The 18,268-nt window shown below is 57.9% G+C and carries 18 protein-coding genes and 1 pseudogene; 4 read left to right on the plus strand and 15 right to left on the minus strand.

What is annotated here, in order from left to right; genetic code table 11:
- Positions 1 to 776 precede the first annotated feature (776 nt).
- Positions 777 to 1,331 carry a peroxiredoxin gene (locus AC24YW_RS32660; protein WP_487486558.1) on the plus strand — a complete coding sequence of 185 codons (555 nt, stop codon included), beginning with the start codon at positions 777 to 779 and terminating at the stop codon, positions 1,329 to 1,331.
- A gap of 6 nt (positions 1,332 to 1,337) precedes the next feature.
- A complete protein-coding gene (gene ahpD / locus AC24YW_RS32665; RefSeq protein WP_487486559.1) occupies positions 1,338 to 1,880 on the plus strand; it encodes an alkylhydroperoxidase, AhpD family in 543 nt (180 codons plus the stop codon).
- 239 nt (positions 1,881 to 2,119) lie between these two features.
- On the opposite strand, the gene AC24YW_RS32670 is transcribed toward ahpD, so the two are convergent.
- From AC24YW_RS32670 to nifH, 7 genes and pseudogenes are all read right to left on the minus strand, one after another.
- On the minus strand, positions 2,120 to 2,416 hold the full coding sequence (locus AC24YW_RS32670; protein WP_172787725.1) for a ferredoxin family protein: 297 nt from the start codon (positions 2,414 to 2,416) through the stop codon (positions 2,120 to 2,122).
- Between the two features lie 38 nt (positions 2,417 to 2,454).
- Entirely contained in the window at positions 2,455 to 3,762 is a 1,308-nt protein-coding gene (locus AC24YW_RS32675; protein WP_487486560.1) for an FAD-dependent oxidoreductase, read from the minus strand.
- 11 nt (positions 3,763 to 3,773) lie between these two features.
- Complete coding sequence (locus AC24YW_RS32680) at positions 3,774 to 4,883, minus strand: electron transfer flavoprotein subunit alpha/FixB family protein (RefSeq protein WP_487486561.1); 1,110 nt, start codon at positions 4,881 to 4,883, stop codon at positions 3,774 to 3,776.
- Between the two features lie 972 nt (positions 4,884 to 5,855).
- The gene (nifW, locus tag AC24YW_RS32685; protein ID WP_487486642.1) at positions 5,856 to 6,197 is read right to left on the minus strand and encodes a nitrogenase stabilizing/protective protein NifW; all 342 of its coding nucleotides are present in this window, start codon (positions 6,195 to 6,197) and stop codon (positions 5,856 to 5,858) included.
- Positions 6,198 to 6,218: 21 nt separating this feature from the next.
- A pseudogene (locus tag AC24YW_RS32690) lies at positions 6,219 to 6,743 on the minus strand (beta/alpha barrel domain-containing protein); the annotation flags it as partial.
- 391 nt (positions 6,744 to 7,134) lie between these two features.
- Positions 7,135 to 7,812, minus strand: coding sequence for a nitrogen fixation protein NifQ (locus AC24YW_RS32695; protein WP_487486562.1), 678 nt, complete (start codon positions 7,810 to 7,812; stop codon positions 7,135 to 7,137).
- A 123-nt stretch (positions 7,813 to 7,935) separates the two neighbouring features.
- Positions 7,936 to 8,820 carry a nitrogenase iron protein gene (gene nifH / locus AC24YW_RS32700; RefSeq protein ID WP_027571409.1) on the minus strand — a complete coding sequence of 295 codons (885 nt, stop codon included), beginning with the start codon at positions 8,818 to 8,820 and terminating at the stop codon, positions 7,936 to 7,938.
- Between the two features lie 568 nt (positions 8,821 to 9,388).
- On the opposite strand from nifH, the gene AC24YW_RS32705 reads away from it, so the two are divergent.
- Both AC24YW_RS32705 and AC24YW_RS32710 read left to right on the plus strand, forming a co-directional pair.
- A complete protein-coding gene (locus tag AC24YW_RS32705) occupies positions 9,389 to 9,802 on the plus strand; it encodes an ArsC/Spx/MgsR family protein (RefSeq protein WP_487486563.1) in 414 nt (137 codons plus the stop codon).
- Positions 9,803 to 10,273: 471 nt separating this feature from the next.
- Positions 10,274 to 11,005: an OmpW/AlkL family protein gene (locus tag AC24YW_RS32710; RefSeq protein WP_487486564.1), complete on the plus strand. Its 732-nt coding sequence runs from the start codon at positions 10,274 to 10,276 to the stop codon at positions 11,003 to 11,005.
- Positions 11,006 to 11,438: 433 nt separating this feature from the next.
- Here AC24YW_RS32710 and AC24YW_RS32715 read toward each other — a convergent pair whose 3' ends face one another.
- The 8 genes from AC24YW_RS32715 to nifS form a co-directional block, all read right to left on the minus strand.
- Positions 11,439 to 11,786, minus strand: a complete 348-nt coding sequence (locus AC24YW_RS32715; protein WP_487486565.1) for a (2Fe-2S) ferredoxin domain-containing protein — start codon at positions 11,784 to 11,786, stop codon at positions 11,439 to 11,441.
- A 1,297-nt stretch (positions 11,787 to 13,083) separates the two neighbouring features.
- The gene (locus AC24YW_RS32720; RefSeq protein WP_487486566.1) at positions 13,084 to 13,443 is read right to left on the minus strand and encodes a DUF3024 domain-containing protein; all 360 of its coding nucleotides are present in this window, start codon (positions 13,441 to 13,443) and stop codon (positions 13,084 to 13,086) included.
- Positions 13,444 to 13,457: 14 nt separating this feature from the next.
- On the minus strand, positions 13,458 to 13,697 hold the full coding sequence (locus AC24YW_RS32725) for a nitrogen fixation protein NifZ (protein ID WP_172787731.1): 240 nt from the start codon (positions 13,695 to 13,697) through the stop codon (positions 13,458 to 13,460).
- Complete coding sequence (locus AC24YW_RS32730) at positions 13,694 to 14,008, minus strand: nitrogen fixation protein NifZ (RefSeq protein WP_271596642.1); 315 nt, start codon at positions 14,006 to 14,008, stop codon at positions 13,694 to 13,696. The genes AC24YW_RS32725 and AC24YW_RS32730 overlap by 4 nt, the downstream gene beginning before the upstream one ends.
- A 321-nt stretch (positions 14,009 to 14,329) precedes the next feature.
- Entirely contained in the window at positions 14,330 to 14,554 is a 225-nt protein-coding gene (locus AC24YW_RS32735) for a 4Fe-4S binding protein (RefSeq protein WP_271596643.1), read from the minus strand.
- 10 nt (positions 14,555 to 14,564) lie between these two features.
- A complete protein-coding gene (gene nifB / locus AC24YW_RS32740) occupies positions 14,565 to 16,124 on the minus strand; it encodes a nitrogenase cofactor biosynthesis protein NifB (RefSeq protein WP_487486567.1) in 1,560 nt (519 codons plus the stop codon).
- A gap of 687 nt (positions 16,125 to 16,811) precedes the next feature.
- A complete protein-coding gene (gene nifT / locus AC24YW_RS32745; protein WP_487486568.1) occupies positions 16,812 to 17,033 on the minus strand; it encodes a putative nitrogen fixation protein NifT in 222 nt (73 codons plus the stop codon).
- Between the two features lie 5 nt (positions 17,034 to 17,038).
- Entirely contained in the window at positions 17,039 to 18,211 is a 1,173-nt protein-coding gene (nifS, locus tag AC24YW_RS32750) for a cysteine desulfurase NifS (protein ID WP_487486569.1), read from the minus strand.
- Between the last annotated feature and the right edge of the window lie 57 nt (positions 18,212 to 18,268).

Here is an 18,268-nt window from a genome sequence, read left to right on the forward strand (position 1 = left end):
TAAACAGGCTTGCCGAGGCCGCAGCCCTCGGCCCGACCAGCTGCTTCTCGTTCTTTTGGCGAATTTGCTGATGGGGAGGCGATCGGTCCTATTGCGAAGCGCTCGTGAACTGCCGACTGGCGAGCCTCACCGCGGACTTGGCACGCTGCTGCCTTGACGTGCCACGCGGCCGGGCCTTCAACCCGAGCTGCGGTTTTTTGGTTACAACGATATCGGCCGACCTTAACGTGACAGTGGGGCCGCCGAGCAGGTCGGCTCCGCGATCGTCCATCGAACTCTTCGCCATTTCGGAAGCCACCTTAGCTACGGCGTCCGCTGCTGGCCACCTTGATGTCTTGCAAATGTACCGATTGTGGACCTTCAATGGCGAGACGTCGCGCGCGCTAAATAACGCAAGCCGACATTAAGTCCATAGTCGGCTTTGCAGTGCCTGCTGGTCAAATGACGAGACCGCTACGGTTTAGGTCTGCCATCTTCCCGCCAAGCGCCTGACCAGCGCCCGCGTGCCGTCGAGCTCAAAGGCAGCGCGACCGTCGCTATTGCTCTGCTGACGTATAGCGGTGTTTTGCAGATTGGCCCCAACGCCTTGTGCGATCTTTGGTGCTTTAGATGACCGTCAGCTTAGTGCTGATCGAGCCACCAAGCGCGCGAGCATGCCCGGATCCAAGCCGCTGGGCTGGCCTTGTTGCACCCATTCCGGACCTAAGAACGGGTGGCATATAGTTTGCTCCATCAGTGAGGTCACGATCTACAAGAAGCAAGTTTGTGAGGACAGCATGCTCGGAATTGGAAGTCAGTTGCCGTCATTCGACATCACAGGCGTGAAGCCCGGTTTTCATGCGCAGGAAGAAGAAGGGCAGAGTGCATTTCAGACGCTGACCGAAATGAGCTTTCCGGAAAAATGGAAGATTATCTTCTTTTACCCCAAGGACTTTACATTCGTCTGCCCGACAGAGATCGCCGAATTTGCCAGTCTTTCCAAGGAATTCGCTGACCGGGATGCGGTTGTACTGGGTGGTTCGACCGACAACGAGTTCTGCAAGCTTGCTTGGCGGCGTTCGCATGTCGACCTGCACAATCTACCAATCTGGCAGTTTGCCGATACAAAGGGAATGCTCGTCGATGGTCTTGGGGTGCGTTCACCCGAAGGGGTCGCCTATCGTTGCACCTTCATTGTTGACCCCCAAAACACGATCCAGCACGTTTATGCGACCAATCTCAGTGTGGGGCGCAGTCCTAAGGACACGCTCCGCGTTCTGGACGCGCTGCAAACCGGCGAGCTCTGTCCCTGCAACCGCGAAATCGGCGGCGAAACCTTGAAAGTTGCTTGAGGCAGCATGTCGTGGATCGAACAAATAAGGATTCCCGATTTCGCGAAGGATGTCCGGCTTAACTTGATCTCAGTGGTGTCCGATGAGACGTTTTCGCTGCAACGAAAATACGGGCTGCTGCTGGCGAGTGCGGCTGCCACCCGCAATGCAGCGCTGGTGGCCGCGCTGGAATCCGCGGCGTCCGCCGTGATGACCTCTGTAGAGATCGCCGCAGCGAAGGCCGCCGCCACTGTGGAGGCAATGAACAACGTCTACTACCGCTTCGCTCACCTCGTTTCCGACCCGGAATACAAGACGATGCCGCCACGGCTACGTATGGACGTGATCGGCAATCACGGGGTGGACAAGACAGATTTCGAGCTGTGGTCGCTTGCTGTCTCCGTCATAAATGGTTGCGGCGTCTGCATTGATGCCCATGAGAAGACACTGAGGGCCGCGGGCGTCTCTTCCAAAGCGATACACACCGCCGTGCGCTTTGCTGCGATCACGCAGTCAGTGGCGATCGCTATCGAGGCCGCTGGGCCCGTCCCCGCTCAGGCGAGAGGCTGATCTCTACTCTGCCATTCGATCAACGCAGTTGGGGCGCCACGCAGTGGCGCCACAACAAGGCCTTTGCGGCTCCCGAACGAGCCTCACGGCGGGGCACGTCGGCAAGTCATGTTGCGCAGCGTCCTTATGAAGAGCGTCGTGGTCGAATTCCCGCCGTCCCGCAAATGACACGCGATGCGCCACGGATAGGATGACTTCCCATCGCCTAGCCTCGGTCGCCGATGGCCGTTCGTTCACAATCACCCAAACTTGAACAGCACACCATACCCGCCGCGCGGATGGCTCCATTGGATGTCGCCGGTCGGCTCAGCGATAACCCGACAGGTACCGCACTCGATGCAGCCGTCAACCGCTACCTCGACTTGGCCGCTGTCGGTGAGTTCGTAGCACCGCGCGGGGCAGACTTTCAAAAGTGCAAGTAGCTGCGGCGATGGCGTTGTGTGCGCACGGACCTTGACGTGAGGGTTTCCGACGTCGACAAGATAGCGGTTGTAATACAGCTTGTCTTCGACGCGCACCGCGGGTTCGGAACTCATGCTTTGGCCTTCCATTGTTGGACTTCACACCGTTGCGGTCAGCGCCAGGCCCGCGCAAGACGACAAGCATCGCCGAACAGACCTGACCATGACCGCGCCTTGACAAAGGATTTCAGGCTCGCTTTCTCCTTTTCAGCCTTGGGCGTACCATCGACGCGCACAAAGTTCTGCATCGCCTTGGAGATGAGCTGCGGATAGGTGAGAAAGAAGTTCTGGGAGTGAGTATGCATTAGGGGCGGCAAATCCTTGTACTTCCTCAGATCTTTGATGACGAACGAATCGTCCAGCATCTTCTTGTAAATTGACAGATTTGTTGCACTCATCGGTTCGCCGCGTAATTTGACCAGACCTATCGCTTCCGCGGCGATACGGCCGGAGGTCATCGCGAGATTGGATCCCTCACGATGAATGGCATTGTTGAGCTGGGCCGCATCGCCCACTACGACCCATCCTTCCCCAAAAAGCTGCGGGATCGACTTGTAACCGCCTTCGGGAATGAGATGCGCCGAATATTCCTTGACTTCGGATCCTGCTATCAGGGGCGCCACAGAGGGATGCCTCTTGAATTGATCGAGCAGTCCGTACGGCGTTTGGCCGGTGTGCTGGAAGTCGCCGACGAGACAACCGATGCCGAGCGAAATACACTCTTTATTGGCGTAGATGAAACCCATCCCGGTCATGCCACGAGAAATGGTGCCGGCCGCCTCGATCACAACGCCTTCATCGCCCCTGAGATTGAAGCGCGCCTCGATAGTCTCGCGAGGCAGGAAATGCATTTCCTTAACCGCGAGCGCAACGTTCTCGGCTGTCGGGCGCGCGCGTAGGCCTGCACGCGTGCCGAGCAGGCCATTGACCCCTTCGGCCAGGACGACGACGTCGGCATGTATTTCCCCGTCTCTGCGATCTGTACGAACACCGACGATCCTTTCACGATCGTCCCGTACGAGCTCGGTGACGGTGGTCTCGCACAGCACGATCGCACCAGCTTCACGCACCTTGGAAGAAAACCATTTGTCAAACTGAGCGCGTATGATCGTATAGCGGTTCGGCCGCTCCTCGTTGAAGTCCTCCGAACGGTAGTGCATGCCGACATGGGAGCGGTCGTCCATCATCCAGAACCGCTGTTCGATCAGGTGGCGTTCGAGCGGCGCCTCCTCTCGAAACTCGGGGATCAGCTTTTCCATCATGTCGGCATATAGGATGGCGCCCTGCACATTCTTCGATCCGGGATATTCGCCCCGCTCGAGCTGCAGCACCTTCATGCCGCGCTTGGCCATCGTCAATGCCGCCGCGTTCCCGGCCATACCGGCTCCGACTACGATCGCATCGAATTTCTCTTCAATCATGCTCATCTCCTCTAGACCGCGATCCGGGCGCGCGCTTCTGGCAAAAGCCGCGCGCGGAATGCAGCCGTCAGCGTCGGTAGCAATTGAATGGCATCACTGACGATCGCGAGATGGGCGAAGTCGAAGATCGGAGCGTTCTTGTCAGTATTGACGGCGACGATCAGATCCGCGCCCTCGACGCCAACCCGGTGCTGGATCGCACCGGAAATGCCGGCGGCAATATAGAGCTTCGGCCGGATGGTTTTGCCTGTCTGGCCGATTTGCCGGTCAGACGTAACCCACCCTTTTTGCACGAGAGGACGCGAGCAGCCATATTCAGCCCCAAGCAGGGTTGCGAGCTCGCGCACCAACCGGAAGTTCTCAGGCGATCCTAGTCCTAGGCCGCCCGCAACCACGACATCGGCATAGGCCAGATTGGACGTTTGTGCATCGCGGTCGGGCAGGAATGACAATACTTTTGTGACAATATCCTCTTCGAAAAGGCCGAGCGGATGAACGACGATACGAGCGGCATCGCGGTCAACACGCTCAGGCATCGGCATGACCCGCGGGCGGACGGTGGCCATCTGCGGACGATAATTCAGGGTGTAGATCGTGCAGAGCAGTGAGCCACCAAAGGTCGGACGCGTCGCCGCAAGCGACCCATCGGCGTCGACGTGCAGCGCGGTGCAGTCGGCAGTGAGCCCCGTCGACAGGGTCGTCGCCACGGAACCTGCCAGATCGCGACCGAGCGTCGTCGCACCCAACAGCAGGATCTCGGGCTTGTAGGTGTTGACGAGCTCGGTTAGCGCCTTGGTGTAGGATTCGTTACGGTAATCCGATAAAACATTGTCGCTCACGAGATAGGCCAGATCGGCGCCATAGCAAAAGGCTTCAAGCGCGGCGTTACGTGTGTGCTGCCCTTCCGGACCGATAACCACAGCGGCAAGATTCACTTTTAGCCTGTCGGCAAGGCCGCGCCCTGCACCCATAAGCTCCCAGGAAACGGGATGCACTTGACCACGCTCAAGCTCGACGAAGACCCAGACGTGCTTGTACGCCTTAAAGCGCTCCGGCAGCTCTTTTTTGGCTGCTGCGCGGCCGGCGGCCGCTGGCATGGCCGTTCTGCTGACGTTGCTCATACTTTCAAATTCCTCCTCAACGATAGGGGCGCCGGCGCCACGGATTGCTTGTTCGCTTCGTCAACTGAAGATCACTTTCGGTTAGCAAGTGGCTGGCTGCTCTGCGCCGCCTGCGTGCTTGGACCGGCCGGACAACAATACACGTCGTCGCAAAAGAAGCACCCGTCCGACTGATTTTGGAGGGCTCTGCCAAACCGAACCGTTACTCGCCGGGTTCGACGAGCGCCACCGCGGCTCGGCAAGGCGCCGTGGTGATTCTAACCGATAGCTTCGATACCTGAGTTGGCGAGTTCGTACGCTGCGCAGTACCTGCGACTCAGTTCGGCCCAACGACTCCAGATTGGCGGCGAAAACGAGGGCGATCCTGGCAACACTCCTGTCACGCAATCCATCCCACCCCTCAAACGAAAGCATTCCGTATGGGCCGAAGCTGGCGCTGTTCGTGGCACAGTTCCCATCCGCCAAGGGATGGGCACCGATCTGAGCGGGATCGAGGACCGCTTTGATGCAGATGTTGTTATGCATACCGACTGCAGGAGTAACGCGAAGCGACGACTTACCATTGACCAGCATCTGACCGACGCTGCAGAGCTCTGATCGAGTCAAAACCCGTATCCAAGGAAGCTAACGCGACTATGGGCCTCGGAATGGTAGCGCAGATCTCAGCATGTCGTAAAAGCAGCATCATAGGTCCTCCTTCAAACTCATGCGGTCGACTGCCATCTGTCGGCTTGGATGGCAGGACAACAGCAAGTGTCGTACCAGTTGCAAAGACCATTGAAAGCCAGTCGAAAGTAATGTCCTGCGACACAATTCAACGAACGGCCGATACCTTTGACGCGAGCAGTCCAGACATGGGTCGGGAATACGACAACCGCCGCTCCGGTCATTGCTTCAGATAGTTGAGCACGAAAGAGAAGGCCCCAATATCGGATCGCCTCGGCGCCGGTCGGTCGCAATTCGCTTACAGCGTCACTCCAACTCGCTCAACGGGACAAAGGCCGCGGCCTTCTTAGGGTCTGCGACGGCATCCTTCAAAACCTTGAACACTCGCTGATCGATCGGTGACGATGTCACGAAATCTGCATAGGCTTGCTCCAGTATCGCCTTGCACCTAGCTCTGATTTCCGGCTCTTCGGTGCCAGCAAATTGCTCTTCAGCAAAATATTGTCCCATGCGCTTTAAGATGTGAAGGCGCGCGACATTCACGATTTTGGGGTCGTAATCGACGCCAAGCAGCGAGAAAAACTCCTCTGCCGACGAGGCCTTGCTGAGCCGATCCAGGATACCGGCTGGCATGGATGAGCTGATCATCGAAAATTTCTCCTTCGGATTTGCAGTCGCCATCAGTCTGATGAGAAAATCGACCTCGGCGCGGGAGGAGTCCTCACCACCTACGGCGACCTCAAGTCCGCGCTCACGGGCATAGCCTACCAATCGCTTCACCCGTTCTAGCGCCAGGCCGCGATGACCACCTAGCTTGGCCGCAATCTGGACATCCGAGGTCGGGATCGACATATTGATCATGGACACCTTTGCTTCGATCGCCGCGTCGACATCAGATTCCCGCATCCGGCACCAGCCTATGGTGGTCACCGGAAGATCTGCTTCGACAATGGCGCGGATGGCGGCGATCTCCCCGTTGCCCATCGCCGGCGTTCCCGCCTCAATCTCCGTGATTCCGGCCCGCGCCAGCGCCTGCGCGATAGCCAGCTTTTCCTCTGTGGTGAACGCAACGCCAGGTGCCTGCTCGCCGTCGCGCAATGTCGTGTCGTTGAGCACGGTCGGCTTGGCGCGCACCTGGTCGGGCCGAAACGATTTGGCGGGGGTGCTGGCGGCGCTCACGCGACAGCTCCTCATTATTTGACCTACCTACGATTCAGCAAACAGCATGCCGGCCTGCCGTACCGGCCAACCCATTGATGACCCTACCGCTTCCGCCCTCGACCTTCTTGAGCAAATGAATTGTCGCAAATGCGACAAGTCATGAAGCGGACGCCTTGCCTGTTGTTACGTCAAGTTGAACGTTAGCAATTGCGGCTCGCCAGGATGTGAGAATTGTCGCCGAGACTTGGGGGCCGCCGCGGCCTTGAACACATGTTCACTCGCTCACATGGAACCGGCGCCAGCCGCGCGCTCGACGTCCCGCGCGGCTTACCAAATCAGGCGAGGCTTTCTCGGATGACTGGGCGATAGCGGACTTTTGCGGCAGTTCAGATGGCCAGTCGCCGGCAACCACCGGCCGAGCCGCCTACAACAGAAAATCGCGCCGGCGCACGGCCATCCGGCTCTCACCGCTTTCTTCACCGAAGCAGATGTTGAAGTCGTTGCATTGATTGCACACGGGTGTTGTGCACATCACGAGACCTTCATTCTCACAAATCATGCGGTAGAAGAAGCGCTTCCAGCGCATATTGTTGAAATTGCGCGCGGCGAGCGGCGCGAAATGACGGCTCAGCAGCCGAGAGAGTTCGCCACGATTGCGCAAGCCGAGAGCTTCCCACAGATGGTCCGGCTCTATCGCGCGGCGCGCGATCATCGAAGCCAGCCAGCGGCCGATATCCCCTTCCGTCGATCGTTGCTTGAGCAAGAGATCGCGCAGCATTGCGATCTCGTCGTCCTCTTCGCAGTTGAAAGCCGAAAGCTGCTTTGCGAGATTGATCTCAAGCGTGGGAAAGTACTGCTCCAGCAAGGCCACCAGTTCAAGGCCGGACAGGCCAGCCTTCTCGGGAAGGGAGCCACCATCCATTGTGGCAGCCGCCAGGATAGACGCCACGACATGGCGATCGAATTTGCTGTCAATGGTAATATCGGCATCTGCAGGATGCACACCGGTGAGCATGCGGTAGGTTGCAATTCCCCTATGCATCTGGCTGTTGATATCAACGGCACAAGCAGCCAGCGACGGAAGCAAGTGCGCGTCAGACATAACTTTGCGGGTCTCCACAATGGTCAGGTTTGCGCGCCGCAACCTGGTTTTGATCAGGGTCGCTCGTCAGAATGCCGGCCTCCCGGGATGGGCGTTGAGGAGACCGGCATCCGTCGCGCGCCTTTACGAGGCCGCGAGTTCGGCGGCGGTCTTGCCGATGATGGATTCGTCCACCGGCTTCATAATGCCGTGCTCCATCAGCATGTCCTCGAGCTCGTCCATGGAGATCGGGGTGGGGATGATGCCCTTGCCGCCATTATTGTGAACCTTGGTTGCAAGATTGCGATAGTGATCAGCCTGCTTGGAATCGGGTGCATATTCGAGAACCGTCATCCTGCGCAATTCTGCATGCTGCACCACGTTGTCGCGCGGCACGAAGTAGATCAGCTGAGTGCCTAGCTTCTTGGCTAACGCTTCCGCTAGCTCCAGCTCCTTGTCAGTCTGCCGCTCGTTGCAGATCAGACCGCCCAGCCGCACGCCGCCAGAGTTCGCGTATTTTAGGATGCCCTTGGAGATGTTGTTCGCGGCATACATCGCCATCATTTCACCGGACATCACGATGTAGATTTCCTGCGCCTTATTCTCGCGGATTGGCATCGCAAAGCCGCCGCAAACAACGTCGCCAAGCACGTCGTACGAGACATAGTCGATGTTCTCGTAAGCGCCGTTCTCTTCCAGAAAATTGATCGAGGTGATGACACCGCGGCCGGCACAGCCGACACCTGGCTCAGGACCACCGGACTCCACGCAACGAATGTCCTTGTAGCCGACCTTCATGACGTCTTCCAGTTCTAGGTCCTCCACGCTGCCGGCGCTCGCGGCAAGGCTCAAAATCGTGTCCTGCGCCTTGGCGTGCAGAATCAGGCGGGTCGAGTCCGCCTTCGGATCGCATCCTACAATCAGGATTTTCTGACCCATCTCGGCTAACGCCGCCAGCGTGTTCTGCGAAGTGGTGGACTTGCCGATTCCGCCTTTGCCGTAGAACGCGATTTGTCTCAGTGAAGACATGTTGCTCTCCATCAACCGATTTGCCAAACGTTGCGCGCTTCTTGTGCGAGCTTGGTTCTCTCACAGAAGCGGGGGCACACGGGTTCAAGGGAAGGAGCGCATCGCTCGCCTTGGGCGTCGGCGTGCACTCAGCCCTCACTCAGTGTTGCTGCAGCTCATTAGCAACAGCCGTGCCAGCGCCTGAACCACACATTGAACTTCTGATTACACATAAAAAAAGCCAACCAGCCGGCGCGTGATCGTTGGCTGTTGCGGATGTGACGGGTTCTGCGGCCTGTCGGAAAACAAACAAACAACCACAAACATCAACGACAAAAGCCGGCATCACGGGATCTATTCCGATCTCTCCAATTGTGGAACGGAGCTTGCTGTTCCTCTCGCAACCCGAGCGATTTCGGGAGAATGAATATGCCGGACGGAAACCTGGCGGACCAGCGGCGAGTGTTGCAAATGCGGAATGGCGCTTGGTGCGCAGATATCGGGGTTGACCGAAGAACTTCAACTGGGCTCGCGGGGAGCCGCAGCGGCCTGCCACTTGGTCAGCTCAGCACCCCTACATAGGTCGGCCATGGCGACAATCATCGTCTATCAGAAACCCGGCTGCGCAAATAACGCGCGCCAGATTCAAGCGCTCAAGACCGCCGGCCATGACGTGGTCGTGAAAGACATCTTGAAGCAGCCATGGCATGCGGACGAACTGCGCGGCTTCTTTCGCAATATGCCCGTTAACTCCTGGTTCAACCGAGCCGGGCCCCGTATCAAGTCAGGCGAAGTCAATCCCGATGCTCTCGACGCGGCAAGCGCACTCGCATTGATGGTACGGGATCCGCTCCTGATACGACGACCGCTGATCGACGTAGACGGGGCACGAAGTGCCGGACTCGATCGTGAGCCAGCGCTGTCGCTGCTTGGCGGCAAGACGCAAGATGATCTCGAGTTATGCTTGCACGAAGGACACTGCACGCCGTGCCGGCAGGCGTGAAGACGCTGAGCGTCCCTGCCAGCGAACAAGCAAGGCAACAATGTGGTTTTTCACTTCGGGCTTGCTTCACGCGAAGTAACCGCGGGTAACCTCCGCCAAGACGGCGCGCGAGTGATTGCTCGTAGCGCGGCATCGCCGGTATTGCACTGGAGTGCCGCGCTCGCCGCTTTGTAACGTGTGAGAGACGTAGTCGCATTCTGTAACCTTTATCACGCGCGACCTCCGCGGCCTGCCTTGACTCGGAGCGCCAACGCCGCGAAGCAGATTCGTCAAAGGGTCCGTTCAAACTGACTACTGGATTATTACGATCAAAACAGAACATGTTTCGTGGCCGTGATCCTAATGCAACTTAGCGGGACAATTGTGCTAACGGTCGCTTTGTTTTTGATCGGTATCAAATACTACTCCGTTCATCATGTGTGACAGAGATCTCGCGCGGCTGCTCGCGCGAGTTTTGGAATGGAGACTTAGATGAGAGTACTAGCAGTTCTGACGAGGGCATCGGTCCTCGCGCTTGCGAGCTCGTTGGCTAGCAATTCGGTCCAAGGTGCGGATCTGGGCCCGGCACCGGTCTACTATAAAGCGCCTCCAACTGTGGCCTCCAGTCCCTGGATGATCCGCCTGCGCGTGCTCGGCGTTCTGCCGGATACCGCAGGTAGCTCAGTCAACGTTGCTGGAACGCCATCGCTGTCGTCACCGAGTTCAGGGCTTTCGCTTAGCGAGCGAGCCATACCAGAGCTCGATATCACCTACTTCTTCACAGAAAACGTAGCCGCTGAACTTGTTCTCGGCGCGACTCGCCATCACATCAGCGGCAATGGCGCACTCACGGGGCTCGATATCGGCACCGCCTGGCTATTGCCGCCAACACTAACCCTTCAGTATCACTTCACCGATTTCGGCCCGATAAAGCCGTATATCGGCGTGGGCATCAACTACACTGCATTCTTCAACCAATCGGCAGCCAATTTGTCGTTCGGCGGTCTTACCGTCACGGATCTACACATCAGAAACCAATTCGGCGCGGCGGTCCAATTCGGCTTCGATTATATGCTTGACCGTCACTGGGGCCTCAACCTGGACGTGAAGAAGCTGTGGCTGCGGCCGGAGTACTCCGCGACCGTAAACAATGCGGTTGCCGTCACCGGGCGCGCCAATATCGACCCATGGCTCGTCAGCGGCGGCGTCGCTTACAGGTTCTGAGGGCGAGAACAGGGTCAAGGAGACTCCGTTATCGACTCGGACGCTGCGAGCGCGTCAAGCGTGTCTCCTACCCTCATCGTGTGCAGTGGGAAGCTAGCTGACACGTCATCGCCGCGTCAGCTGGCCAGAGGCAGACAATCATTACCAGCATTGCTCTCGCTGTGAGCTACGAATCGGGCGGCACGTAAGTGACGATACGAACATATGGGCGCGTTATAATTCTATTACTGCGTGGGCGCGCGTTGCAAAGGACAAACTTTGCCTATTTGGCCTCAGAAGAGGAGATGCGCCGCGCACATGTCAATGACCTACTGTTAGCGACCCGGAGCTCGGGTTGGACGGTCAACCTCAGACGATCCGAGCGGCCGAGCAGCTCCTGGACGAGCACGCCGTCCATGCTTGCGGGTCCGGTCAAGTGGTCGCCAGGACGCCTCTAACTTCGCTTGAGCACCATCACAAGGCGGTCGACACGTTTGCCCTGCTTGAGATGGGATTTGACGATCTCGTCAACGTCCTCAGGCGTGGTCACGCGGTACCAGATTCCGCCGGGATAGACCACCAGCAAGGGACCAGAGTTACAAAACCCAAGGCAGCCCGCCATCGTGAAACCGATATCGTTGAGGCCTTGCGCTTCGATCGCCTTGCCCATTCGATCCCACAGGGTTTGCGCGCCCGAGGCGCCGCAACTGCCATGCGGATGTCCTGGTGGACGCTGCGTGTTGCAGGCAAAGACATGATGCCGATACAGCTGCGGAAGCTCCATTTCTTCTTCTGAGTTCATGCGCCTATCCTCTGTTGATGCTGAAGAAGCGGGGTGCGAGCACGTAATGCCCAGTAGTCTCTTACGATTGAACGCACCATAAGTCCCAGTCGCGCTTGCGGAACAGGCGCGATGAGCCGGCGCCATAGTGGTTGTCGTCGCCAAAGAAGCGCGATAGGACCTGCGCGTACCGGCGCCGCCTATTAGTCAATTTCAAGCTCGCTCCTGTCATGTCGATCTGTTTATCCACCCGTCGCTTATTCTCGATCCAAGTCAGCTAAGTATCACATCAGATGTGCAACGTTCACTTCTGCAACGATCCTTTGCTTTGGGCGGCGCGCCTCGCAAGTATTGCCGAAGTAAGCGATCTGTCGTTGGCTTCTCGCTTCTATCAGCGGTCCCCAACCGGCCTAACAGCCCCACGGCTTCTTTCAGGTCAATGGCATCGGCCGGAAAGACGCCCAAGCCCTACTATTCGCTCATCAGGTCCCGCCGGTTTGCTGTTCGCTCATCTCGGCCTCGCAGTTTCCTGCCTGAAGATATCGACCGCAGTCCGACTCAGCCGAAAAACCCCGCGGCCACGAGTGAGTGGCCGATAAGCCGAGCTGGCACGGGTGTTGAGGACATCAAACCATTGGTCTGGCGTGAGCTGTGCCGGACGCTCGCTGATTTGTATCACCCTCCCGTTCGGGGCGAAGCGGACGTGGATGACGATTTCTTGCGAGTTCATACGATCCCTATTTGGTAACACTCACGATCACGGGCCGAAGAGACCAACGATCTCGATGATAGCATGCTTGCCCCGGGGCACTCGGCGCAGGCCTCAAGGCGGGCCCTTGACGCCGATACTTGTTATGATTGAGCAGGCCTTGTCCGCCCTCGTCTGGAACATTTTTCTTCCCCCTTTCCTGAACGAGTACATGCCGCCGGTGGCATTCCAGCGCGGGTCACGATGTATAAAGCACGTATCCCCGCCTGCTCATCTCTTGCGATGATAGGTGTGCGCTCATCCAGCTGACACTCCGCAAATTCAGTGCTCACCGCACACCGTTCCTTTCGCGCCAACGGGCCGCTAGTCGGTCGCTTTGGGTCGGCCGTAATCTGCGATCCGATCGATCGAGCATATGAAGATCGAGACGATGAAATTGTCGGAACGGCTGGTTTGATCGTCTGAAGCATCGCAGCGGCCCAATAAATCTGCGGCAACTGGCCCCGGGCTCAAGCCGGCGCCATCCGCAGCAAGCTGGTCGGTCGATTTCGATCAATTCTTTCGCAGTGAGCGCCATCGTGGCTTCTTTTCAACTAAAAGGCTGGCCCCTTATTGCCAGAACAGGCGCTCAGGATCCGCGTTCAATTCATCGATTGCAGAAGGCAAACGGAGGTAAAGGCTGTAAAATTCCCAGACTCCCTGGGCATGATTCTTGCGAAAAAGCTTCCAGATCCCGCTCACGGTATCATAAAGAATTAGGGCGACATCGATGAGAGCGCCATCCGTGTCGATGTTGCGCGAGCAACAAGGGCTCTCGACGAGGTAGCCCCCTCTCACCGGCCCAACTTTCGGCGAGACGTAAAGATAGCGCTTGCGCGCGCTCAAGGCGCGCTCAATTCGTTTGCGATCGAGCTCGTTTGGGTGAGGCAGCAACCCCGTCTTTGCTTTCCTCATCAGCGCGGCATTCATGGCGAAAGCCTCCTTCAAAGCACTGCTATTTCTTCTTCAAGACAGCCGATCAGCAGCGCCTCACCAAAATCGACAATATAGACCGGCACGTTCGCTTCGGTGTGGATAGCGACCTTGATGATTTCGCCGGTCGCTCCGGCGGTGAGCAACACTCCCTCGGGCTCCGCGTTCGGAAATGAGCTATCGTTGGTGAGGTCGACTGCGGCTTTGACTCGCTGGCCCCGTCGATATTTCGGAACGGCTTGCTGAGTCATGACTCCTCCGGCAACGGCAGATCATCGATCTCCTCGCAGGTTTCCACCGGCTCTAGTTCCTTGCGTTTCATGCCAACCCGGTGGCCGCTGTCCAGAAATGCCACACCGTAGATGTAGAATTGCTGCAAGAAAGTGCCGATCGAGACGACGTAACCCACCTCCCCCTTCTTGACTAAGACGTCACCAATCTCCTTGCCGGGATAGGTGCCATCGTTTCGGATGGTGCGATTGGCTCGGAGCTTTTGGCCAAAGCTGAAGACGGGTGGGTCGCTGAGCTCGACGATGTCGCTGTCACGAACAATGCTGCTCATATACCCCTCCTCATGCACCGCTCCCTCTTCAGATGCAGAGAAGCCGCCTAGCCTACGCGGGCAACACTCTGCATCATTTCGTGCCCACCCGCCGGATCGTCAATCGCATCGACGATGGGAGGGCTGCCTCGGAGGGCGCTCTCGTACCACGAAGCGCCCTCGCACCGCTGAGATGCCGCCAGGCCGTGCTGCCGACCCAGCAGCACCACCGCAGGACAATGCAGAGCGGTTGCCGTCCCGAAGGGCGCGAACCCGGCGCCTGCGACGAGGGCGACGGATTCAGCACCAGGTCTTACCTTGCCGCTCATGAGACCTCACGCTTTACTCTGGCGCTTGATAGCGAGGCAAGGACCTGTCAACCACGCAGGTATTGTCGACCGGACAGGCGGCTGCACATTGCGGCTCGTCAAAATGGCCAACGCATTCGGTGCATTTCGCCGCTTCAATGACAAAGTTCCCCTCCTTCTCCGATATAGCAACGTTCGGGCATAAGGGTTCGCAGGCTGAGCAGCCCGTGCACTGCGAGGCGATGATTTTGAACGGCACATATTCCCCCTTACGCCGCAGAGATCCGAGCTCCTAGCGGAATCGCGGCGTCGCCGCGCTCTACATGCTGGACTTCCCCACGCCTCACCTTGTCGAGATATGACCTAAACCAAGTGATCGCCGACTTCTCAATGAACTCATAGGCGAATTGATCGACCGGCTCGATGCCCGCCTTAATCAAATTGCTTTTCGGACCGCCGCCAATCTTGGCCACGAAGACCGCATGGCAGTCACGGATGCCGCGCACGATGGTGGAAAGTCTATCTTCCTCGCCATAACCGCCCTGGCAGTAAACCTCCACACGGCGTCGGCCAACGAATTTGGCGCCTGATGTAGAGAGCTCGTACATTTGAAATTCTTTTGCGTGCCCAAAGTGCTCGTTGATCAACCCAGAGCCCTTGGTTGCAACCGCCACCAGAAGAGTGATCGCGCTGATCTCTCCGGAAAGCTTCTCAAGCTCCTTTTGGCACGCCTCGGCTTTGGCGACGCGCTCATTCTCTACTCTTTGCTGATAAGCCTTGCGCATCTCTAAGTCATACTGGACGTCCATTTTCATCACCTGATCAGTGGTGAACTCTGGGCCTCGATCGTCCCCGAGTAAACCAACCGCGTCGGCGCGGCACTGGCGACAATGCCGCATCATGTTTATCCGCCCTTCACAAGCATCTTGCAGCGCTTTCAGTTCTTGCGCGGTCGGGCCGCGCTGACCGCTGAGGCCAAATGCTGTGCCATGCTCGGGTGCGGAGATCAGCGGCATGATATTGTGAAGGAAGGCACCGCGCGACGTGACCGCCTTGTTGACCTCGACCAAGTGGTCATCATTGATGTTGGGAATCATCACCGAGTTTATCTTGCACAAAATACCCCGTTCGCTAAGCATCTCGAGGCCTTGCAGCTGGCGATCAGTGAGTATCTTTGCCGCCTCAATGCCCGTGTATCGCTTGTGGTTGAAGAAGATCCACGGGTAAATCTTGGCTCCGATTTCGGGATCAACCATGTTTATGGTGATGGTGACGTGGTCGACCTTGGACCTGACGATGGTATCAACATAGTCCGGCAGTGCGAGTCCGTTGGTTGACAGACAAAGCTTGATGTCGGGAGCCGCCTTGGAGACCAGCTCGAACGTTTCGAACGTCTTTGCTGGATTGGCCAGAGCATCGCCCGGTCCAGCAATGCCAAGCACTGTCATCTGAGGGATGGTGGTCGCGACCGCGAGCACTTTTCTGACCGCCTGCTCAGGGGTGAGCTTCTCGCTCACCACGCCCGGACGCGATTCATTGGCGCAGTCGTATTTTCGGTTGCAGTAATTGCACTGGATGTTGCAGGCAGGCGCGACCGCGACATGCATGCGAGCGTAATGATGGTGCGCGTCTACGCTATAGCAGGGATGGTCTTTAACCTTTTCCCAGATTTCGGTTGGCAGATCGCCTTGGCCGGCCTTCGAGCCGCAGCTCGCCTGCCCGGTCTTGGCCGAAGCGCAGCTGCCCTTATGATCGGTGGTGGGCTGCATAATCTTGCCGTGATTTACTGCAGCTTTGACATATGTTCCGCGTCCGACGACCGCGTTCATTCGCTTTTCCCTGGAGACATCGTCGCTCTCCCAGGACCATCCGTGAGCGAGCCTCATAAAGCTGGGTAGCAACTTGCATGCCATGGCCAGAATGATGCAATCGCAGCAGCAGGCCATCGAGTTAGTGCTACGTTAGCACTGGCGCATGCAACAACAGCCATGATGAGCTTGTTAGCAAAACGACAGATACGTCGCTATTCTCACCCAGAGCTCTATGCCTTGCGCATTCATTCTCGCGCTAAGCTCCCCCGAACGCCGCTCCATCTAACGCGTTTGCCGCGTTGCGGCTCTCGCAAGCCCGTTACACGCGGGGGGATCCGGGCTCGACAAGGCCAGTAGTGGCTACCACGGATCCTGCTGGACGCCCAACGACGGGGCGCAGGATGGAGTGTAACCGCCTCGGCTCAACTGAGCGAGCGATTGTCTGCGTCGTCAATTCCGTTGCGACGGCGCTATGTTTGCTAATTTCGATATGCTGGGTCGCCGCTGACCGTATTGCCCCTAACTTCCCGCGGCGGCGCAAACTTGCTGGCGAAGAAGCCGAGCATTCGGTCTGGCGTGGTCGGCAGAACGGATCTCCGCCATTCAGCGTGGCCAGGACGATATGGAACGATGCTCGGGGCCCTCAAACCACGAGAGCGCCCCACGCAGCCGCCGCAACGACAAAGTCGATCTGCGGGAGTGTCTTCACGGATTGTGCCCGGTCTCGTCCCGCTTTTTCACATTGATTGTGATCGGCAACCGGGTGTCGCTCGCCATCTCAGGCAAATCGAACAGCCAGCCATTAGCCACTTTGATCCAGCCGCCCCATAGAGTCTCGTACTCGGATTCCACGATTTTCTCTTCGAGATCCTTTTTTGGCACGTAGATGGACAGGCCCTCCGGAGACCGGCGGATCATGATCTTCACGAGGTCTACTCCCTAACAGTGGCGCCGGAGATGGCGCGCATGCGAGCCACAACGTCGGACACAGCGCACACGGCCTCATCGACCTCCGCCAACGAGGTCTCACGCGACAGAGAAAAGCGCACGGCGCCGTGCATCCGCCACGTCGGCACCTGCATAGCACACAGAACATGCGATGGCTGCATTGAACCGGAGTTGCAGGCTGATCCGAGCGACACGGCTATGCCCGCCCGATCGAGATGGTGGGCGATGGCTTCGCCTTCGAGGTGGTCGAAGGCAATATTGGCAGTGTTCGCCAACCGATTGCTGACGTCACCGAGCACAACGCACTCCCCATTGCGCAACACTCCACGTTCAAGGCGGTCGCGCAAAGCGCCAATGCGAATGCGCTCGGGTTCAAGCCGCTCCGCCGCAAGCCCGGCAGCCTTTCCTAGGCCGACGATCGCGGGAACATTCTCGGTCCCGCCGCGACGCCCTCGTTCCTGTGATCCGCCGCAGATTAGCGGCCGGAATTTAGTCCCTTTGCGCAAATATAATGCGCCGACCCCCTTGGGGCCGTGCAGTTTGTGCGCGGATAGCGACAGCATGTCGATCGCGCTTTCCCTTAGGTTCAAACGCACCTTCCCAATTGCCTGGACCGCATCTGTGTGAAACAGCGCGCCCGCCTCACGCGTCAATCCTGCCAGAAACTCCACAGGAAACAACGTTCCGGTCTCGTTATTGGCCCACATCACGGAGGCAACGGCTGTGCGTGGCCCAAGCGCGCAGCGAAACGCCTCGATATCGAGCCTGCCGCAAGCGTCTACGGGTACTATGTGCGTCTTGACTCCCCTTGTCGCCAATTGCTGAGTTAGCGCAAGTACAGCGGAGTGCTCAACAGAAGTAGTGACAATTTCGTCTCGATCTTCCTGCGTCGCCAGAGCAGAGAGGATCGCGGCATTATTGGCTTCGGTCCCTCCCGAGGTGAAGACGATTTCATGATCGTATGTGTTACCTAACAAGTCCCTCAGGCTTCGCCGGGCCTGCCTCACAGCAGCTGCGACGTCGTTGCCGAAGGCATGCTTGGATGAGGCATTGCCGAAATTCTCAGTGAAGAACGGCAACATTGCTTGCACGACGGACGGATCAGTCCGTGTCGTTGCATTGTTATCGAGGTAAATCGGCGCTCGATCTTCGCTCAATCCACTGCCCCACCAGTACCAGAAACGAGGATTAGCTGACCAAATCCGCGGATTTTA

It is taken from the genome of Bradyrhizobium sp. USDA3516 (genome assembly GCF_057651995.1).